At 73.4% G+C, this 16508-nt stretch carries 15 protein-coding genes; 10 read left to right on the top strand and 5 right to left on the bottom strand.

The features are described from left to right. The first annotated feature begins 47 nt into the window (after nucleotides 1-47). Genes ABZW18_RS07920 through ABZW18_RS07910 form a run of 3 tightly spaced genes read left to right on the top strand, consistent with a single transcriptional unit; the run spans nucleotide 48 to nucleotide 3446 of the window. A complete protein-coding gene (locus ABZW18_RS07920) occupies nucleotides 48-1487 on the top strand; it encodes a segregation/condensation protein A (RefSeq protein WP_356183648.1) in 1440 nt (479 codons plus the stop codon). After that, complete coding sequence (gene scpB / locus ABZW18_RS07915) at nucleotides 1484-2191, top strand: SMC-Scp complex subunit ScpB (RefSeq protein ID WP_356183645.1); 708 nt, start codon at nucleotides 1484-1486, stop codon at nucleotides 2189-2191. The genes ABZW18_RS07920 and scpB overlap by 4 nt, the downstream gene beginning before the upstream one ends. Before the next feature lie 31 nt (nucleotides 2192-2222). Beyond that, the gene (locus tag ABZW18_RS07910) at nucleotides 2223-3446 is read left to right on the top strand and encodes a pseudouridine synthase (RefSeq protein ID WP_356183642.1); all 1224 of its coding nucleotides are present in this window, start codon (nucleotides 2223-2225) and stop codon (nucleotides 3444-3446) included. 54 nt (nucleotides 3447-3500) lie between these two features. On the opposite strand, the gene ABZW18_RS07905 is transcribed toward ABZW18_RS07910, so the two are convergent. Beyond that, nucleotides 3501-3863 (bottom strand): DUF952 domain-containing protein, encoded by a 363-nt coding sequence (locus tag ABZW18_RS07905; RefSeq protein WP_356183639.1) that lies wholly within the window; start codon nucleotides 3861-3863, stop codon nucleotides 3501-3503. Nucleotides 3864-4082: 219 nt separating this feature from the next. Here ABZW18_RS07905 and aroH point away from each other — a divergent pair, with 219 nt between their 5' ends. The 5 genes from aroH to der all read left to right on the top strand — a co-directional run bounded on the left by aroH (nucleotide 4083) and on the right by der (nucleotide 8714). After that, complete coding sequence (gene aroH / locus ABZW18_RS07900) at nucleotides 4083-4445, top strand: chorismate mutase (RefSeq protein WP_356183704.1); 363 nt, start codon at nucleotides 4083-4085, stop codon at nucleotides 4443-4445. After that, complete coding sequence (locus tag ABZW18_RS07895; RefSeq protein WP_356183636.1) at nucleotides 4442-5527, top strand: prephenate dehydrogenase; 1086 nt, start codon at nucleotides 4442-4444, stop codon at nucleotides 5525-5527. Before aroH ends, ABZW18_RS07895 begins: the two co-directional genes overlap by 4 nt. 264 nt (nucleotides 5528-5791) lie before the next feature. Next, a complete protein-coding gene (gene cmk / locus ABZW18_RS07890; RefSeq protein WP_356183634.1) occupies nucleotides 5792-6505 on the top strand; it encodes a (d)CMP kinase in 714 nt (237 codons plus the stop codon). Further along, on the top strand, nucleotides 6502-7200 hold the full coding sequence (locus ABZW18_RS07885; protein ID WP_356183631.1) for a lysophospholipid acyltransferase family protein: 699 nt from the start codon (nucleotides 6502-6504) through the stop codon (nucleotides 7198-7200). The genes cmk and ABZW18_RS07885 overlap by 4 nt, the downstream gene beginning before the upstream one ends. Before the next feature lie 53 nt (nucleotides 7201-7253). Beyond that, nucleotides 7254-8714 carry a ribosome biogenesis GTPase Der gene (gene der / locus ABZW18_RS07880; RefSeq protein WP_356183628.1) on the top strand — a complete coding sequence of 487 codons (1461 nt, stop codon included), beginning with the start codon at nucleotides 7254-7256 and terminating at the stop codon, nucleotides 8712-8714. A 326-nt stretch (nucleotides 8715-9040) separates the two neighbouring features. On the opposite strand, the gene ABZW18_RS07875 is transcribed toward der, so the two are convergent. Next, nucleotides 9041-9370: a hypothetical protein gene (locus ABZW18_RS07875; RefSeq protein ID WP_356183626.1), complete on the bottom strand. Its 330-nt coding sequence runs from the start codon at nucleotides 9368-9370 to the stop codon at nucleotides 9041-9043. A 332-nt stretch (nucleotides 9371-9702) separates the two neighbouring features. Continuing rightward, nucleotides 9703-10521: a hypothetical protein gene (locus ABZW18_RS07870; protein ID WP_356183624.1), complete on the bottom strand. Its 819-nt coding sequence runs from the start codon at nucleotides 10519-10521 to the stop codon at nucleotides 9703-9705. A gap of 513 nt (nucleotides 10522-11034) precedes the next feature. Between ABZW18_RS07870 and ABZW18_RS07865 the strand changes: the two genes are divergently transcribed. Next, complete coding sequence (locus ABZW18_RS07865) at nucleotides 11035-11700, top strand: transglycosylase family protein (protein WP_356183621.1); 666 nt, start codon at nucleotides 11035-11037, stop codon at nucleotides 11698-11700. A 163-nt stretch (nucleotides 11701-11863) separates the two neighbouring features. Beyond that, entirely contained in the window at nucleotides 11864-12454 is a 591-nt protein-coding gene (locus tag ABZW18_RS07860) for a transglycosylase family protein (protein WP_356183618.1), read from the top strand. Here ABZW18_RS07860 and ABZW18_RS07855 read toward each other — a convergent pair. Both ABZW18_RS07855 and ABZW18_RS07850 read right to left on the bottom strand, forming a co-directional pair. Then, nucleotides 12366-13118 carry an ATP-binding cassette domain-containing protein gene (locus tag ABZW18_RS07855; protein ID WP_356183616.1) on the bottom strand — a complete coding sequence of 251 codons (753 nt, stop codon included), beginning with the start codon at nucleotides 13116-13118 and terminating at the stop codon, nucleotides 12366-12368. The genes ABZW18_RS07860 and ABZW18_RS07855 overlap by 89 nt on opposite strands. Further along, nucleotides 13115-15994: an ATP-binding cassette domain-containing protein gene (locus tag ABZW18_RS07850; RefSeq protein ID WP_356183701.1), complete on the bottom strand. Its 2880-nt coding sequence runs from the start codon at nucleotides 15992-15994 to the stop codon at nucleotides 13115-13117. Before ABZW18_RS07850 ends, ABZW18_RS07855 begins: the two co-directional genes overlap by 4 nt. Nucleotides 15995-16508 lie beyond the last annotated feature (514 nt).

Here is a 16508-nt window from a genome sequence, read left to right as displayed (position 1 = left end):
CCCCCCGCCCCGGCCTCCGGCCGGGATCCCCGGCACCCTGGACCGCAATGCCACCGAACGACGACGCCACGCCGCCCACGCACCCGCCCCGTAGTCCCCGCCGCTCGCTCGGACGGGGACCCGGTGCGCGCCCGGTCACGGCCGACGTCGCCGCCGTACGGGAGCCGCAGCCGGAGCCCGCCCCGGCACCGGCCCCGGCCGAGGAGCGGCCTCCGGGGCGGGCTCCCGGCCCGGAGGGGGACCCTGAAGGCCAGGACGCGGCCGGCGGGGAGGGCGAGGGGGTTCTCTCGGTCGACGCCGAACCGGAGGCCACGGAGCCGGCTGAGGCATTGAAGCCGGCTGGGGCGGAGGAGCCGGCTGAGGCGCCGGCACCGGCACCGATCGAGATGCCGGAGTCGGCTGAGGCCCCGGAACCTGCTCAGCAGGTCCGGCCCGTGCCGCTGCCCCGTACGAGCGCTCCGCCACCGGAAGGGGACAGGCTTCCAGCAGTGCCCGAGGCCCCGCGCCCCATCGAGGCCGAGACCGCCGCCACGCCGGCAGGCCCCGCCGCCACGCCCGAGGTCGGGGGACCGGGGGCCGGCGGCAGCGACGGCCCGCAGCACGCGGGGGAGCACCCGCCCGGGACTTCGCCCCGCCATGCCCCCGGCCCGGAGAACACCGCCCGCCCCGAGGACTCCACCGGCCGGTTCACCGTCCGGCTGGTGAACTTCGAGGGGCCCTTCGATCTGCTTCTCCAGCTGATCTCGAAGCACAAGCTCGATGTCACCGAGGTCGCACTCTCCAAGGTCACCGACGAGTTCATGGCGTACATCCGAGCCATGGGGCCGGACTGGGACCTCGACCAGACCACCGAGTTCCTCGTCGTCGCCGCCACCCTCCTCGATCTCAAGGCGGCCCGGCTGCTCCCCGCCGCCGAGGTCGAGGACGAGGCCGACCTCGCGCTGCTGGAGGCGCGCGACCTGCTGTTCGCACGGTTGCTGCAGTACCGTGCGTACAAGCAGATCGCGGAGATCTTCAGCGAGCGGCTGGCCGCCGAGGCCCGCCGCTACCCCCGTACCGTCGGCCTGGAGCCGCACCACGCCGAGTTGCTCCCCGAGGTCGTCATCAGCATCGGCGCCGAGGGTTTCGCGAAGCTCGCGGTGAAGGCGATGCAGCCCAAGGCCAAGCCTCAGGTGTACGTGGACCACATCCACGCACCACTGGTCAGTGTGCGTGAACAGGCCGATCTGGTGATCGCCCGGCTGCGCGACGCGGGCGAGGTGAGCTTCCACTCGCTGATCGAGGACGCCCCCGACACCCTCACCGTCGTCGCACGCTTCCTCGCGCTGCTCGAGCTCTACCGCGAGCGCGCGGTCGTACTCGACCAGGAGGAGGCGCTCGGCTCGCTGATGGTCCGCTGGACCGGCGCTGCGGGCCAACAGCCCATGGTCACCGACGAGTTCGACCAGGAGGCCCAGCCACAGGCCGAGCAGAAGGAGAAGGTATGAGCAGCGACGACGCGGCGAACGAACCGCAGCGGCCCGAAGAGGCCCCGGGGCCCCCGGCACCCCTGGACGGGCCCGCGGCGGCCCCCACGGGCGCCTCGGCCGTCGCAGAGCTCGATCTCAAGCCCGCCCTCGAGGCCGTCCTCATGGTCGTCGACGAGCCCGCCACCGAGGAGCACCTCGCCAAGGTCCTGGAGCGCCCCCGCCGGGCCGTCGCCGACGCGCTGCGCGAGCTGTCCGACGAGTACACGGCCCAGCGCCGGGGCTTCGACCTGCGGCTGGTGGCCGGCGGCTGGCGGTACTACACGCGGACCGAGTACGCGGACGCCGTCGAGGGCTTCGTTCTGGACGGCCAGCACGCCCGGCTCACCCAGGCCGCATTGGAGACCCTGGCCGTAGTCGCGTACCGTCAGCCGGTCAGCCGGTCCCGCGTCTCGGCCGTGCGCGGTGTGAACTGTGACGGCGTGATGCGCACCCTCCTCCAACGCGGTCTGCTGGAGGAGGCGGGGACGGAACCCGAAACAGGTGCGATCCTGTACACGACGACGAACTACTTTCTGGAGCGGATGGGCCTGCGCGGCCTGGACGAGCTCCCGGAGCTCGCGCCGTTCCTCCCGGAGGTGGACGCGGTCGAGGGCGAGTCCCAGGAAGGCGTGCCGTCGTTCGACCCGGACGCTCCCGACGAGGAGCCCGGGCCGCAGACGTAGACGACAGCGGCCACTCTCAGACGGAACTTTGATGCGAAGCAGCGGCAGGAACAGCAGGGACAACGGCAGCCAGAACCAGCGGGGCTCCGGTGGTGCGCGGCGGTCGTCGGGTGCCGACGGTGCGCGTCGGTCGTCGGGCGCCGGAGGGCGCGACGACCAGCAGAAGCGCGCGGGCCGCCCCCGTCCCGAGGAGCGCCGCTACGACGTGGGCGGTTCCTCGGACCGTGCGGACTCGGGCAAGCCCGCCTCCGGTGGCGGCCGTTCGGGCTCCGGAAAGCCCTCGTCGGCCGGTGGCCGCACGGGATCGGGCAAGCCCGCCTCGGGCGGCGGCAGCGGCGGTCGCGGAGCGGGAGCCCGCGGCGGCGCCAAGGGCGGGCCCAAGGGCCCCGCGGCCGGCAAGAGCGGAGCACCCCGTCGCGGCGGCCGATCGCAGCCCCCGGCCCGGCCGCGGGAGCTGGACGCCCAGATCGAGGAGCGCAACCGCGCCCGCCACAGCAAGGCGCAGGTCAAACTTCCCAAGACCTTCGGCGAGCAGGAGGGCGAGCGGCTGCAGAAGGTGCTCGCCCGCGCCGGTATGGGCTCCCGCCGGGCCTGCGAGGAGCTGATCGACCAGCGCCGCGTCGAGGTCAACGGTGAGATCGTCACCGAACAGGGTCTCCGCGTCGACCCGGAGAAGGACGAGATCAAGGTCGACGGACTGACCGTCGCGACCCAGTCGTACCTGTTCTTCGCGCTCAACAAGCCCGCCGGGGTCGTCTCCACCATGGAGGATCCGGACGGCCGCCAGTGCCTCGGTGACTACGTCACCAACCGCGAGACCCGGCTCTTCCACGTCGGCCGTCTCGACACCGAGACCGAAGGCATCATCCTGCTCACCAACCACGGTGAGCTGTCCCACCGCCTCACCCACCCCCGGTACGGCGTGAAGAAGACCTATCTCGCCGCCATCCAGGGCCCGATCCCGCGCGATCTCGGCAAGCAGTTGAAGGACGGCATCGAGCTCGAGGACGGCTACGCTCGCGCCGACCACTTCAGGGTCGTCGAGAACACCGGCAAGAATTACCTGGTCGAGGTCACCCTGCACGAGGGCCGCAAGCACATCGTGCGCCGGATGCTCGCCGAGGCGGGCTTCCCGGTGGACAGGCTGGTGCGGACGAACTTCGGCCCGATCCCGCTCGGCGACCAGAAGTCCGGCTGGCTGCGCCGGCTGACCAACACCGAGGTCGGCATGCTCATGCGCGAGGTCGATCTGTAGACAGTCGGTCTGTGCGTACGGTCGGGCGCCGCGTACGGTCCGGGCGCCGTGCCGTCAGGACCAGAGGGCGAGACCGGTCGCGTGGCCGTCCTCGTCCCGCTGGACCTCCAGCATCCCGGCCACCGCGGTCCGGTTGATATGTCCGTAGACATGCGGGAAGAGGACGGACGGCCCGGCCCCCGGGGGAGCCGGGAGGCTCGCCGGCTCCCAGCGGACCGGGGCGTCCAGCACCTGCTCGTCGATGAGCAGGACCATCAGCGGGCCCACCGCGTCCCGGTAGAAGGCGTCGGCGACGGCAAGGGCGGTCGCTTCGTCGGGGGAGCAGTGGATGAAGCCCTCCTCGGCGAGCGCGGGAGGGGCGTACGGGCGGTCCGGAACGGCCAGCCAGTCGTCCAGCGGCACCACATGGAAGATCATGCGAAACGTTCTACCGGACCGCGCCCCGCCACGTCCCCCCACCGGCCGATGGGGGGACATGTCTGTCATCAGTGGATTCATGAAACCGCGGGTTGCCCCGGAAGCGGGGCCGAAGCGCCCGGGCGGCACCGTCTCGCAGTGCGGTCGCCGCGGCTGTCCGCCCGCCGCGCTGACTAGGCTGTCCTGATCAGGAGTTCGGCGGTGGCGAAGGAGTCAGACGTGGCGGTACGAGCGGTCCGTGGAGCCGTCCAGCTGGAGCGCGACGAGTCGGGCCATATGCAGGACCAGGTCAGTGAGCTGCTCACCGCCGTCCTCGAGCGCAACGGTCTCGCCGCCGACGACCTGATCAGCATCTGGTTCACGGCCACCCCGGACCTCCACAGCGACTTCCCGGCGGCCGCCGCCCGCAAGCTCGGCATCGTCGACGTGCCGCTGATCTGCGCCCAGGAGCTGGACATCGCCGGTGCCATGCCGCGCGTCGTACGGATCCTGGCGCACGTCGAGAGCGGCCTCGCCAAGTCCGAGATCTCCCATGTCTACCTCGGCGCGGCCGCCGCCCTCCGCAAGGACATCGCCCAGTGAGAACCGCCGTCGTCATCGGTACCGGCCTGATCGGCACCTCGGCCGCACTGGCCCTGGCGAGCCGGGGTGTACGGGTCCACCTCGAGGACCACGACCCGGCCCAGGCCCGTACGGCGGCGTCGCTCGGCGCGGGCACCGACGAGGCGCCGGAAGGCCAGGTCGATCTGGCCATCGTCGCCGTACCGCCCGCGCACGCCGCCGCCACGATCGCGGCCGCCCAGCGCCGCGGCGTGGCCCGCGGCTACCTCGACGTCGCCGGCGTCAAGGGCGGCCCGCGCCGCGAGCTGGAGGCGCTCGGCTGCGATCTGCGCCAGTACCTCGGTACGCACCCCATGTCCGGCCGCGAGCGCTCCGGCCCGCTGGCCGCCACCGCCGACCTCTTCGAGGGCAGGCCCTGGGTCCTGACCCCCACCCGCGACACCGACACCGAGGTGCTCAACCTGGGTCTGGAGCTCGTCGCCCTGTGCCGGGCCGTGCCCGTGGTGATGGACGCCGATGCCCACGACCGGGCCGTCGCCCTCGTCTCCCACACTCCGCAGCTGCTCTCCAGCATGGTCGCGGCCCGCCTGGAGGAGGCCGACGAGTCCGCTGTACGGCTGTGCGGCCAGGGCATCCGGGACGTCACCCGGATCGCCGCCTCCGACCCCGCGATGTGGATCGACATTCTGTCCGCGAACCCCGGGCCGGTCGCCGACGTCCTCGCCGCGGTCGCCTCCGACCTCGACGAGACGGTGCAGGCGCTGCGGGCCCTGCAGTCCGCCGACGAGGACAAGCGGCGGGACGGCGTCACCGGGATCGAGGACGTGCTGCGGCGCGGGAACGCGGGCCGCGAGCGGGTGCCGGGCAAGCACGGTGCCGCCCCGGCCACATACGAGATGGTCACGGTCCTCATCGGCGACCAGCCCGGCGAGCTGGCCCGTATCTTCGCCGACGCCGGCGGCGCCGGGGTCAACATCGAGGACGTACGGATCGAGCACGCGACCGGGCAGCAGGCCGGTCTGATCCAGCTGATGGTGGAGCCGAAGGCTGCGCCCGCGCTCATCGCGGCCCTGCGCGAGCGCGGGTGGTCGATCCGGCAGTAGCGGCGCGGGCGGTTCGGCGCAGGTCGGCGCAGGTCGGCGCAGCCCGGCGGGGGTGATCGCACCGCTGCGGCCGCCGACCCGGCTCAGCGGCGCCGAGCCGTGCGAATTCCGCGGCAGGGCGGCTGCGCGCCGTGGGCCGCTCGGGCGTCGACGACGCTCTGTACGGGGGCGGTCCCGGTAGCCAGTAACCTTGTCCGAAGGCTTCGGTCCCCCAGCTACCGCTGGGAGGTACCCCCAGCAGACCCCGCCCCGTGCACAAGGAAGGTGTTCGTCACCGTGGAAACCGCCGCCCGGACCGCACCGGCAACAGTGATTGTCGCCATCGACGGCCCCTCCGGCACGGGCAAGTCGAGCACCTCGAAGGCCGTGGCCGCCAAGCTCGGTCTGAGCTACCTGGACACCGGCGCCCAGTACCGGGCGATCACCTGGTGGATGCTGAACAACGGCGTCGATGTGCAGGACTCCGTCGCGGTCTCCACCGCGGCGGCGAAGCCGTCGATCGTCTCCGGCACCGACCCGGCCGCCCCGACGATCACGGTGGACGGAGCGGACGCCGCGGGCCCGATCCGCACCCAGCAGGTCACCGCCGCGGTCAGCGCCGTGAGCGCGGTGCCCGAGGTGCGGGCCCTGCTCACCGAACTGCAGCGCACCATCGCCGCCACCGCGGCCCGCGGCATCGTGGTCGAGGGCCGGGACATCGGCACCACCGTCCTGCCCGACGCCGACCTCAAGATCTTCCTCACCGCCTCGCCGGAGGCGCGGGCCTCGCGGCGGAGCGGGGAACTCAAGGGCAAGGACTCCGCCGACCTGGCGAGCACCCGCGAGGCGCTCGTCAAGCGGGACGCCGCGGACTCGGGCCGTAAGACCTCGCCGCTCGCGAAGGCCGGCGACGCGGTCGAGGTGGACACCACCGAGCTCACCCTCGACCAGGTCATCGAGTGCGTCGTCACCCTCATCGAGGAGAAGCGGACCGCGTGACACCCCCGGACACCGTGCCCGGTCCCGGCGGCGCGGCGGTCGGCCGCCGGATCGGCATCGGCCTGATGTACGGGCTGTGGAAGCCGCGCGTGCTCGGCGCGTGGCGGGTCCCCGCCTCGGGCCCGGTCATCCTCGCGGTCAACCATTCCCATGCCATCGACGGCCCGATCCTGATGGGCACCGCACCCCGGCCGGTGCACTTTCTGGTGAAGAAAGAGGCGTTCGTCGGTCCGCTCGACCCGTTCCTGCGCGGAATCGGGCAGCTCAAGGTGGACCGTTCGCGCGCCGACCGGACCGCGATCACCCATGCACTCGGCGTACTGGAGCGCGGCGGCGTGCTGGGCATCTTCCCCGAGGGCACCCGTGGCGAGGGCGACTTCGCGTCCCTGCGCTCCGGGCTGGCGTACTTCGCGGTGCGCTCCGGCGCGCCCATCGTGCCGGTCGCGGTGCTCGGCAGCGCCGACCGGAGCGGTCGCCTGGTATCGGCTCTGCCGCCGCTGCGCAGCCGGGTCGACGTGGTCTTCGGCGATTCCTTCTCCGCCGGTGACGCAACCGGCAGGGCCACCCGCAAGGCCCTCGACGAGGCCACGGTGCGCATCCAGCAGCGGCTGACCGCCCACCTGGAAAAAGCCAGGCGCACCACGGAGCACGGCTGTGCTTCTCTGGGGGAGAACCCCGGGCCCCCCAAGACTTGAGTGCCGGACTGCACGAGTCCGGCACGGACGATGGACGACGAGGAACAGACTTCATGAACGACCAGATCCACACCGGCGACGAGCACGGTGAGCTTGGCGACGCCGAGTACGCGGAGTTCATGGAGCTCGCCGCGCAGGAGGGCTTCGACCCGGACGAGGTCGGCAGCGAACTCGCCGCCGCCGGGCACGGTCCGCTGCCCGTACTCGCTGTCGTCGGCCGCCCGAATGTCGGCAAGTCGACCCTGGTGAACAGGATCATCGGCCGCCGCGAGGCCGTCGTCGAGGACAAGCCCGGCGTGACCCGGGACCGGGTGACGTACGAGGCCGAGTGGGCCGGCCGCCGCTTCAAGGTCGTCGACACCGGCGGCTGGGAGCAGGATGTGCTGGGCATCGACGCGTCCGTCGCCGCCCAGGCCGAGTTCGCCATCGAGGCCGCCGACGCGGTGGTCTTCGTGGTGGACGCCCAGGTCGGCGCCACCGACACCGACGAGGCGGTCGTCAAGCTGCTGCGCCGGGCCGGCAAGCCCGTGGTGCTCTGCGCCAACAAGGTCGACGGCCCGAACGCCGAGGCCGACGCCGCGATGCTGTGGTCACTCGGCCTCGGCCAGCCGCACCCGATCTCGGCGCTGCACGGCCGCGGTACGGGCGACATGCTCGACGCCGTGCTCGAGGCGCTGCCCACCGCGCCCGCCCAGACCTTCGGCAACGCCCTCGGCGGGCCGCGCCGGGTCGCCCTGATCGGCCGCCCGAATGTCGGCAAGTCGTCCCTGCTCAACAAGGTCGCGGGCGAGAACCGGGTCGTCGTCGACGAGCTGGCAGGCACCACCCGTGACCCGGTCGATGAGCTGATCAAGCTCGGCGGTGTCACCTGGAAATTCGTGGACACGGCCGGTATCCGGCGCCGCGTGCACCTCCAGGAGGGCGCGGACTACTACGCCTCGCTGCGTACCGCCGCCGCGGTGGAGAAGGCCGAGGTCGCGGTGGTCCTGATCGACGCGAGCGAGACCATCAGCGTCCAGGACCAGCGGATCATCACGATGGCAGTCGAGGCGGGACGCGCGCTGGTCATCGCGTACAACAAGTGGGACACCCTCGAGGAGGAGCGCCGCTACTACCTCGAGCGCGAGATCGAGACGGAGCTCGCGCAGATCCAGTGGGCGCCGCGGGTCAACGTCTCGGCGCGTACGGGCCGGCACATGGAGAAGCTGGTCCCGGCGATCGAGACCGCCCTCGCCGGGTGGGAGACACGCGTACCGACCGGGCGTCTCAACGCCTTCCTCGGGGAGATCGTCGCCTCGCACCCGCACCCCGTCCGTGGCGGTAAGCAGCCCCGCATCCTCTTCGGCACCCAGGCCGGGATCAAGCCGCCGCGGTTCGTTCTCTTCGCCTCGGGCTTCCTGGAAGCGGGATACCGCCGCTTCATCGAGCGGAGGCTGCGCGAGGAGTTCAGCTTCGAGGGCACTCCGATCCACATCTCGGTACGCGTGCGCGAGAAGCGCGGCCGTAAGAAGTAGCAGCGGCGGCAGGGACCGGACCTGTCCGGGGGCGCGGCACGCGGCCTCAGGACCCGGGTCCTGAGGAGCCCCCGGGCCCCGAACCCCTCAGACTCAGCCTTCGGAGTCCGGCCCGGAGGGCTCGCCCTTCACGTTGGTCGAATCGTCCGGGCGCGCCGCGGGCAAGGACCCCCGGATTCCCCTCAGGGGTTCCCCTGTGCCGTGCGACGGGGAAGCCCTGCACGGCAGCCGCGGACTCCGCGGCTGAGCCGCTGATGTCCGCAGCTCGCGAAGATCCGCCGTGGCTGTCTCAGCGGTGCAGCGGCGGGAGCGGGGCGGGGGAGGCCCTACAAACCGTGCCTCCGGTTGTCCCGCTGGGCGGGCGGCAGTGCCGGCGGGAGTGCCCGCTGCTGGCGCCCGGTCGTTTCCCAGGACCGGACACGCTCCCACGAGCTGCGGTGATCGCGGCTGTTGCCGAAGGCCACGAACCCGAGATCCTCCTCGCCGGAGCGGTCGCCGGGCAGCGCCCGGAACGACCGGCGGTACTCGGCGTACAGCGCGTCATAGATCGGCGTGGCCGACTGATTGCTGCTGCTGACCGGGCCGTCATGCGAGGGGCGCATTCCGGGGATGTGGCTCGGGTACGGGGTCCGGGGCGAGGGGTCGTATGCGTGCACGTATCTGCCAACGACCTCGGCGCCCGACGGATGCGGGCGCGGAGTGAAAACCCCTGTTCGGGGCGTGTTGTAGGACCCGGCGGCTGAGCCTGTTTGCGGGGCGGGTCCGGGCCCGGAGCCGGACCCCGAGCCGGAGTACAGCACCGGCTCGGCGGCGGAGCCGGTCCTGTACACGACGGGCCCGGTGGCGGAGCCGCCACGCACAGCGGGACCGCCGGCAGCGTGCCGACCCCCGGACGAGCCGTGCGCCGACCCGCTGTGCGCGCCCCGCAGGGCGGCGGCCCAGGCCGCGATGTGGGCCGCGGTCCCCGGGGCGCCGGAGGTGCTCCGGGTCACGTGCCCGCCAGCGGCAGGAGCGCGGCGACGAGCTCGCGGCGGGCGGAGGCCTTGTCCAGGGCGGCGCGCAGCAGGTCCTCGCGCGGCTGCTGGCCGATCGAGCCCACCGGGGCGGCGAAGACCAGGACCTTGGAGGACTTGTTCGCGGCCCGCCGCCAGCCGTCGGTCACGGTCAGCGGCTGGTGGGCCTGCCACCACGCCACCGGCCGGCCGCCGCCGGTGCCGGGCTGCAGGATCGCGTGCAGCTGGCCCATGGCGAGCAGTACGGACCAGCCGGGCAGCTGATCGGGGATCTGTTCGACGTCGTTGACGGGCGTGAAGCCGTGCTCGATGAGCAGCGGCAGGAACTCGTCACCGGGGCCGTCTGTGCCGGGCCGGGCGATCGGGCCGGTGGGCTCCACGACGAGCGCGGGGTGCAGCTCGCCCTTGATCAGTACGAGACCGCTGGTCGCGCCGATCACAGCCAGGCGCGAATCGGCCTCGAGATCGGCGGGCACCGCGATCGGGGGAGCCGATCCGGCGTCGAGGTCGGCGTCCGCGTCGCCGGTGATGCTCCGCACGGCGCCCTGGAGCTGCTCCTCCGAGACCGCGACGACCTGGGAGGGGATGCAGGAGGCGTGGGCGAAGGCGAGCACCGCGGTCTCGTCACCGACGAACAGCACCGTGCTGGTGCGCTCCTGCTCGGTGTCGCCAGGGGTCCGGCAGGAGGTGCAGTCGTAGCTGCCCGGGGCGTTGTCGCCCGCGATCAGCCGGTCGGCTTCTTCGTCGCCGATCTCGGCGCGTACGTCATCGCTGACGTCGAGCATGCGCGGCACTGGAGGGCTCCTCGGTTCGGGGGTGGGCGCCGGGCGGACCCGGCTCATAAGAGGACAACGGGTGATCTGTGGCCGGAGTCACGCGTGCGTGGCGGCGGAATCGCAGCATCGAGCGCGGAGGGTGAAGTCGGGGACGGAATGCCTCACTCCATGTCAACCCCTGGTTAGAGCATGGAGGTTGATGGAGGTGAGGTGAGCCACACGCCGCCGGAACAACGGCTGGATACATCCTGAAATCTACCGATCAAGTGGGTGGCGGAAGACCGCCAATACCCTGGGTAACCCTCAACTGGCCTGGCACGACGGGGAGTTGGTTGAGTCCGGGGTGCGGGGCTCCATAGATTCCCCGCCGTGTGCAACGAGCACCGCCCGGGAACACCCGCCGACCGCACCACCGACCACGCACCACCGCAGCACCCCCCATCGGCGGGCGGGGTGGAGCGGCCCAACGGCGTCCGACGCGTCCAGTGGCCGCACCGCCCGGGGGAACCCGGGTTCGTGGAGAGGGAATACATGTCCATACGTCGTCGCAAGACAGCAGCGCTCGCCGGGGCCGCCCTGTTCGCCGCCCCGCTGGCACTGCTCGCCACCGCCGGCCAGGCCGGCGCGGCTGTGGGGACGCCCCCGGCGGCAGCCGGGGGAGGAGTGTGGGACCGCATCGCACAGTGCGAGAGCGGCGGAAACTGGCACATCAACACCGGGAACGGCTACTACGGCGGGCTGCAGTTCTCCGCCGGCACCTGGCGGGCGTACGGCGGCACGGCCTACGCCCCGACCGCCGACCGGGCCGGCCGGGCCCAGCAGATCGCCGTCGCCACGAAGGTCCAGGCCGCCCAGGGCTGGGGCGCCTGGCCCACCTGCGGGGCCCGCGCCGGCGCGTCCGGCAGCGCACCCGCGGCCGCGCAGGCGCCCGCCGCGCCTGCCCCGGCCGCGCCGGAGACCCGGAGCGGTGCGCAGACCCGTACCGGGGCCGACGAGACCCGTCAGGCACCCGTCCGCGCCCCGGAACACTCGGACCGCGGCCACGTCCGAGGGAACTACACCGTCAAGCGGGGTGACACCCTCGGCGCCATCGCAGCGGCTCACGGCACGACCTGGCGCGCCGTACACGCGGCCAACGGGGCCGTGATCGGCAGCGATCCGAACCTCATCCTGCCCGGTCAGCGGCTCGCGGTCTGATCCCGTACGGGACAGCGGCGAAATCCGCGGTCCGATCCCGTAGAGGATCGCAGCGAAATCCGCAGCCCCATCCGGTCATCCGATCGTCCGACCGGGTGGGGCCGCCCCCCGACCGGGGCGCGGCTCCCCGGGCTCCGGGAGATCACGTGCCTAGCGTGTGCCGATGTCACACCTACGTGTCACCAGGCCTGTCGTCGTCACCCTCACCGCGCTCCTGGCGCTGGCGCCCGAAGGCGCGCACGCCGAGCCGTCCGCAGTCCGCAGCGCCGCCGCCGCACCGGCCGGTGCGGAGGACCGGGCGCTCTGGGACCGCCTCGCGCACTGCGAGAGCAGCGGGCGCTGGCGCGCCAACACCGGCAACGGTTACTACGGCGGACTGCAGTTCTCGCAGTCCACCTGGGAGGCGTTCGGCGGCCTCGCGTACGCCAGGCGCGCCGACCTCGCCACCCGCAAGGAACAGATCACGGTGGCCAGAGCCGTGCAGCGCACCCAGGGCTGGCAGGCGTGGCCCGTCTGCTCCCTGCGCACTCTCCCGGCCGGCCGTGTCCACCGCGTACGGCCCGGGGACACGCTGGCCTCGATCGCCCGGCGCTACAAGGTGCGTGGCGGATGGCAGGCGCTCTACAGAGCCAACGCCGACAGAGTCGGCCGTAACCCGGACCGGCTCAGAGTCGGAACGGCGCTCCGGCTGCCGGGCCGGAAGGCTCCCGCCCGTCGTCCGGCGGTGGTCGCAGCTCCGAAGGTTCGCCGCTGAACACGACCGCCCCCCGGCGCAGCACATGCACCACCGTCGCTACGTCGCCCAGCGCGGGTGACAGCGCCTGTTCGGCCACGACCACCGTGCGGTGCTGCTCGGCCGTCGCCCGGCCGAGCAGCGCGTACGTACGGGCTGCCGTGGCGGGCGACATGCCCTGCGCCGGCTCGTCCAGCAGCAGCAGCCGCGCGGGGGAGAGCAGCGCCCGTGACACCGCGAGCATGCGCTGCTCGCCTCCCGACAGGGTGCCCGCACGCCGGGCGAGGAGCGGGCTCAGCGCCGGGTAGGCCGCCGTCGCCCGGTCGGCTGCCGTGTCCCCGTCCCCGTCCGATCCCTCGTCCGTGGCGGCACGGGTGGCCAGCGCGAGATTCTCCGCGACGGTGAGGGAGGCGAACACGGCGCGCTGGTCGGGTACGAACGCCAGTCCGCGGCGTGCCCGGGCGTGCGCGGGCAGCCGGGTCACGTCCTCGTTCCGCCACTCCACCCTGCCCGCCGCCAGCGGGACCGTGCCAGCCAGGGCCCGCAGAACGGTCGTACGCCCGGCGCCGTTGCGGCCGAGAAGCACGGTCAGCCGGCCGGCCGGTACCACCAGGTCCACGCCGTGCACGGCCTCCAACGGGCCGTAGCGCACGCGCGCGTGGCGCAGGGCGATCTCCACGGTCATGGCGCCGCCTCCGCCAGGACCCGTGCCGCGGGCCCCGAGGCGACGATCCTGCCCGCCGCCATCGCGTACACGGTGTCGGCAAGACCGCCCACCAGGTCCAGATCGTGCTCGACGACCAGCAGCGCCATCCCGTCGGCGGCCAGTGCCTTCAGCACGCGGGCCAGCGCGGCGATCTCGGCCGTGTCGAGCCCGGCGGCGGGTTCGTCGAGCAGCAGGGTGCGCGGACCGCCGGCCAGAGCACGGCCCAGCTCGACCCGGCGCAGGGTGCCCGTGGACAGCCCGGCCGCGGGCACGTCCCGAACGGGCCCGTCGAGTCCGAGCAGCCGGAGCACCGGCTCTACGGCCGCGGGGTCGCGCACCCGGCCCTGCTCGGCGCCGATCCGGACATTCTCGGCGACGGTGAGGGAGGGGAAGACGGCGAGCTGCTGGAAGGTGCGGGAGATGCCGAGGCGGGTACGGGAGTGGTCGGGCCGGCGGGTGATGTCCCGCCCGTCGAGCGCGATCAGCCCGGAACGCGGGCGCAGAGTACCGCAGAGACAGTGGAAGAGGGTGCTTTTGCCGGCTCCGTTGGGTCCGATGAGCGCGGTCACCCGGCCAGGCGCGACGACAAGATCCACTCCGTCCAGTGCGACGAAACTCCCGTACGTCACCCGCACCCCGCGGGCGGTGAGCCGCCCGGCGCGGGGCGGCAGTCCGGCCGCCCGGCCCTGTCCGGAGGACGGCACGGCAGCGCCGCCGCCCGAACTGCGGCCCGTGCCGGGGAAGTGGCTGTGCAGGCCTGCCTTGACGAGCCCGGCGGCTGTGGCGCTCCGGGACGCGGCGGGTTCGCCACGTTCGACCGGGTGTTCGGCGGGCCGTCCGGGGCGTGGCTGCTCTCCCGATGCCGAAGACCCCGCCGCCGGGGGCCCGGTGGGATGCGGCCGCAGGGGGCGAGGGGTGTGCTCGGCCAGGTGCCGGACGTCCTTCCGCAGCCCGGCACGGTGCCCGTCGGCGGGACGGAGCGAGGCAGCGACCCGTACGCCCAGCGGGGTCAGCCGGGCGTGCCCTCGGCCGTGGAACGCGCGCGTCGCGGAGCGGACCGCTCCCGGTAGGCCGTCGGGGAAACGCCCCAGAAGCACCGCCAGCACGCCGATCACCGCCGCCGAGACACCGCCCCGCGCCCCCGCGTCGAGCCCCACGAGGAGTACCGCCGCGGCCATCGCCCCCAGCAGGCTGTCCGCCCCGAGCACCACCACGGCCGCGAACCACAGCAGACCGCGCACCGGGTCGTACGCCGCCGCGTCGAAGGCCTGTGTGCCCATGCCCAGCATTCCGCCGCCGAGTGCCGCGAGGGCCGCACCCGCCACGAACGCCCCCAGTTTCAGCTCCGGCACCGGCACTCCCGCCGCGGCCGCGCCCGGCTCGTGGTCGCGCATCGCGGCCAGGGCCCGGCCCTCCCGCCCCCGGCGCAGCGCAGCGACGGCAGCCAGCGCGCCCCCCAGCAGCGCGAGTTCCAGGAGGTAGTACGCGCGGTCACCGCCGAACCCCGCCGGCCGGTCGAGGCCGAGCCCTGCCGTGGCGTACGGCTGTGCGAACACGAAGCGGCTGACCGCGACCCCGATGGCCAGGGTGGCCAGTGCCAGTGCCAGCCCGTGCCGGCGAATCGCGGGCCACCCGGTCAGCAGACCGAGCGGAGCCACCAGGGCCACCGCCGCCGCCAGGGCGGGGAGTTCGGGGAGCTCGGGCAGACCGGGGAACCGCCCGGCCGCGAGCAGCGCGGTGAACAGCGCCCCCAGTCCGGCGTACGCGGCCTGGCCGAGGGAGATCTGGCCACCCATACCGGTGACGACGACCAGCGACAGCAGGACGACGCCCAGCGCCGGCACCTGAACCGAGGTCTGCAGGTCTCGTCCCGCGAGGCCGAGCGGCAGCAGGAACAGCACTCCGCAGACGAGCCACGCCCCGACACGGTGCCGGCCCCCGCGGTGGTCCGCCGGGACAGCGGATTCCGCTTCGGCCGGGGAGCCTTGGCCCGCGCCGATCCCGGGCAGCACCAGAGCCGCGACCAGCAGGGCGACGACGAAGAGGTTCGCACCGACCGCCTGGACCAGCGATTCCGCCCAGCCTTCCGGGTGCAGCCGGGTCATCTGGCTCTGTGCGATGCCGATCGCGAGTGCCACCCCGATCGCCACCGGCAGGCTCCGCATCGCAGCCGCGACCGCGACGGCCATGACCTCCATGACCAGGAGCGGCAGTCCGTACGGGTCGAGCCGCAGATACGGGGCGAGCAGTACGCCCGTCAGTCCCGCGGTGAACGAGCCGAACGCCCAGCCCGCCGCGGCCACCCGGTCGGCGTCGACGCCGCCGAGCACGGCCAGCCGCCGGTTGTCGACGACGGCCCGCAGCTCCCGCCCGAAGGGTGTCCAGCGGGTCACCACGCCGACTGCCGCGGCCAGGGCGAGGACCGTGCCGAGCTGGACCCAGGGGTCCTCGGGGAGCAGCACAGGGGCGTCGGCCTGCGCTCCCGGGCCCCAGAGCAGGGTGGCCGCGCCGACCAGGAGGACGAACACACCGAGCGAGGCGACCAGGGTCCGAGCCGCGCCGGCGCCGATGAGATCGCGGGAACGGGAGAGCGGGCGGAAGACCGCGAGCTCCAGCAGCAGTCCGATTCCGGGCGCGATCACCAGCAGGCTCACGACTGCGGCCACGGCGAGCGGCCACTGCCATTCGACGGCGAACTGCCGCATGACGTACGCCGTGACCATGGCGACGGCGCCGTGCGCCAGGTTGAGCACGCCGGTGGCCCGGTAGGTGACGATGAGCCCGATGCCGGTGAGCGCGGCGGCACTGCCGACGGCGATCCCGGCGAGGGTGAGCTCATAGCCGAGCGCCGCCATGGTCACGCCTCCGGCGGGGTTCGGGGCTCTGCCTGAGGTGGACTCGCGCCCTGGTGTCCGCTCCCGGACCCGGATCCGCCCTCGGGTCCGCTTCCGGACCCCGGTTCGGGACCGAGTTCGAACCTCGGACGGTTTTCGTTCTGCGGTCCGGTCCCGGACGTGGTTCCGCCCTGCGGCCGGTTTCCGGTCCCGGATTCGGGGCCGGACCCGGTGGCGTCCTGTGTTCCGGGCCGGGGCCCCGCTTCTGGCGGGGCATCCGACTGTGTGCCGGGCTCCCTCCCCGGCTCCTGCCCTGCCTGGCGGCGCGTCTCGGAGCCCTTGTCGGGCCGGCCGGTGTCGGGTGCGGGTCGGTCGCCCGGCGCGCCTTCCACCGCGGCCCCGGCACCGGCCGCGTCCTCGTCCCCTGTCTCTGTTCCCGACCCGGGCTCGTGGCCCGGGTCCTCCGCGGACCGAGGCGGTGGCCCTGACTCCGGTCGTGGGCCGGCCGACCCCTCAGTGCCGTGGGTGACCTCCG

The organism is Streptomyces sp. NPDC004647, from assembly GCF_040609575.1.
GTDB lineage: Bacteria > Actinomycetota > Actinomycetes > Streptomycetales > Streptomycetaceae > Streptomyces.
The sequence above is the reverse complement of the archived record's forward strand: the minus strand, read 5'-3'. Positions and strand labels throughout refer to the sequence as shown.

Bases quoted from the DNA above. Each gene is read 5' to 3' on its own strand.
- ABZW18_RS07920 (WP_356183648.1), top strand. From the start codon at position 48: ATGCCACCGAACGACGACGCCACGCCGCCCACGCACCCGCCCCGTAGT.
- scpB (WP_356183645.1), top strand. From the start codon at position 1,484: ATGAGCAGCGACGACGCGGCGAACGAACCGCAGCGGCCCGAAGAGGCC.
- ABZW18_RS07910 (WP_356183642.1), top strand. From the start codon at position 2,223: ATGCGAAGCAGCGGCAGGAACAGCAGGGACAACGGCAGCCAGAACCAG.
- ABZW18_RS07905 (WP_356183639.1), bottom strand. From the start codon at position 3,863: ATGATCTTCCATGTGGTGCCGCTGGACGACTGGCTGGCCGTTCCGGAC.
- der (WP_356183628.1), top strand. From the start codon at position 7,254: ATGAACGACCAGATCCACACCGGCGACGAGCACGGTGAGCTTGGCGAC.
- ABZW18_RS07865 (WP_356183621.1), top strand. From the start codon at position 11,035: ATGTCCATACGTCGTCGCAAGACAGCAGCGCTCGCCGGGGCCGCCCTG.
- ABZW18_RS07860 (WP_356183618.1), top strand. From the start codon at position 11,864: ATGTCACACCTACGTGTCACCAGGCCTGTCGTCGTCACCCTCACCGCG.
- ABZW18_RS07855 (WP_356183616.1), bottom strand. From the start codon at position 13,118: ATGACCGTGGAGATCGCCCTGCGCCACGCGCGCGTGCGCTACGGCCCG.
- ABZW18_RS07850 (WP_356183701.1), bottom strand. From the start codon at position 15,994: ATGGCGGCGCTCGGCTATGAGCTCACCCTCGCCGGGATCGCCGTCGGC.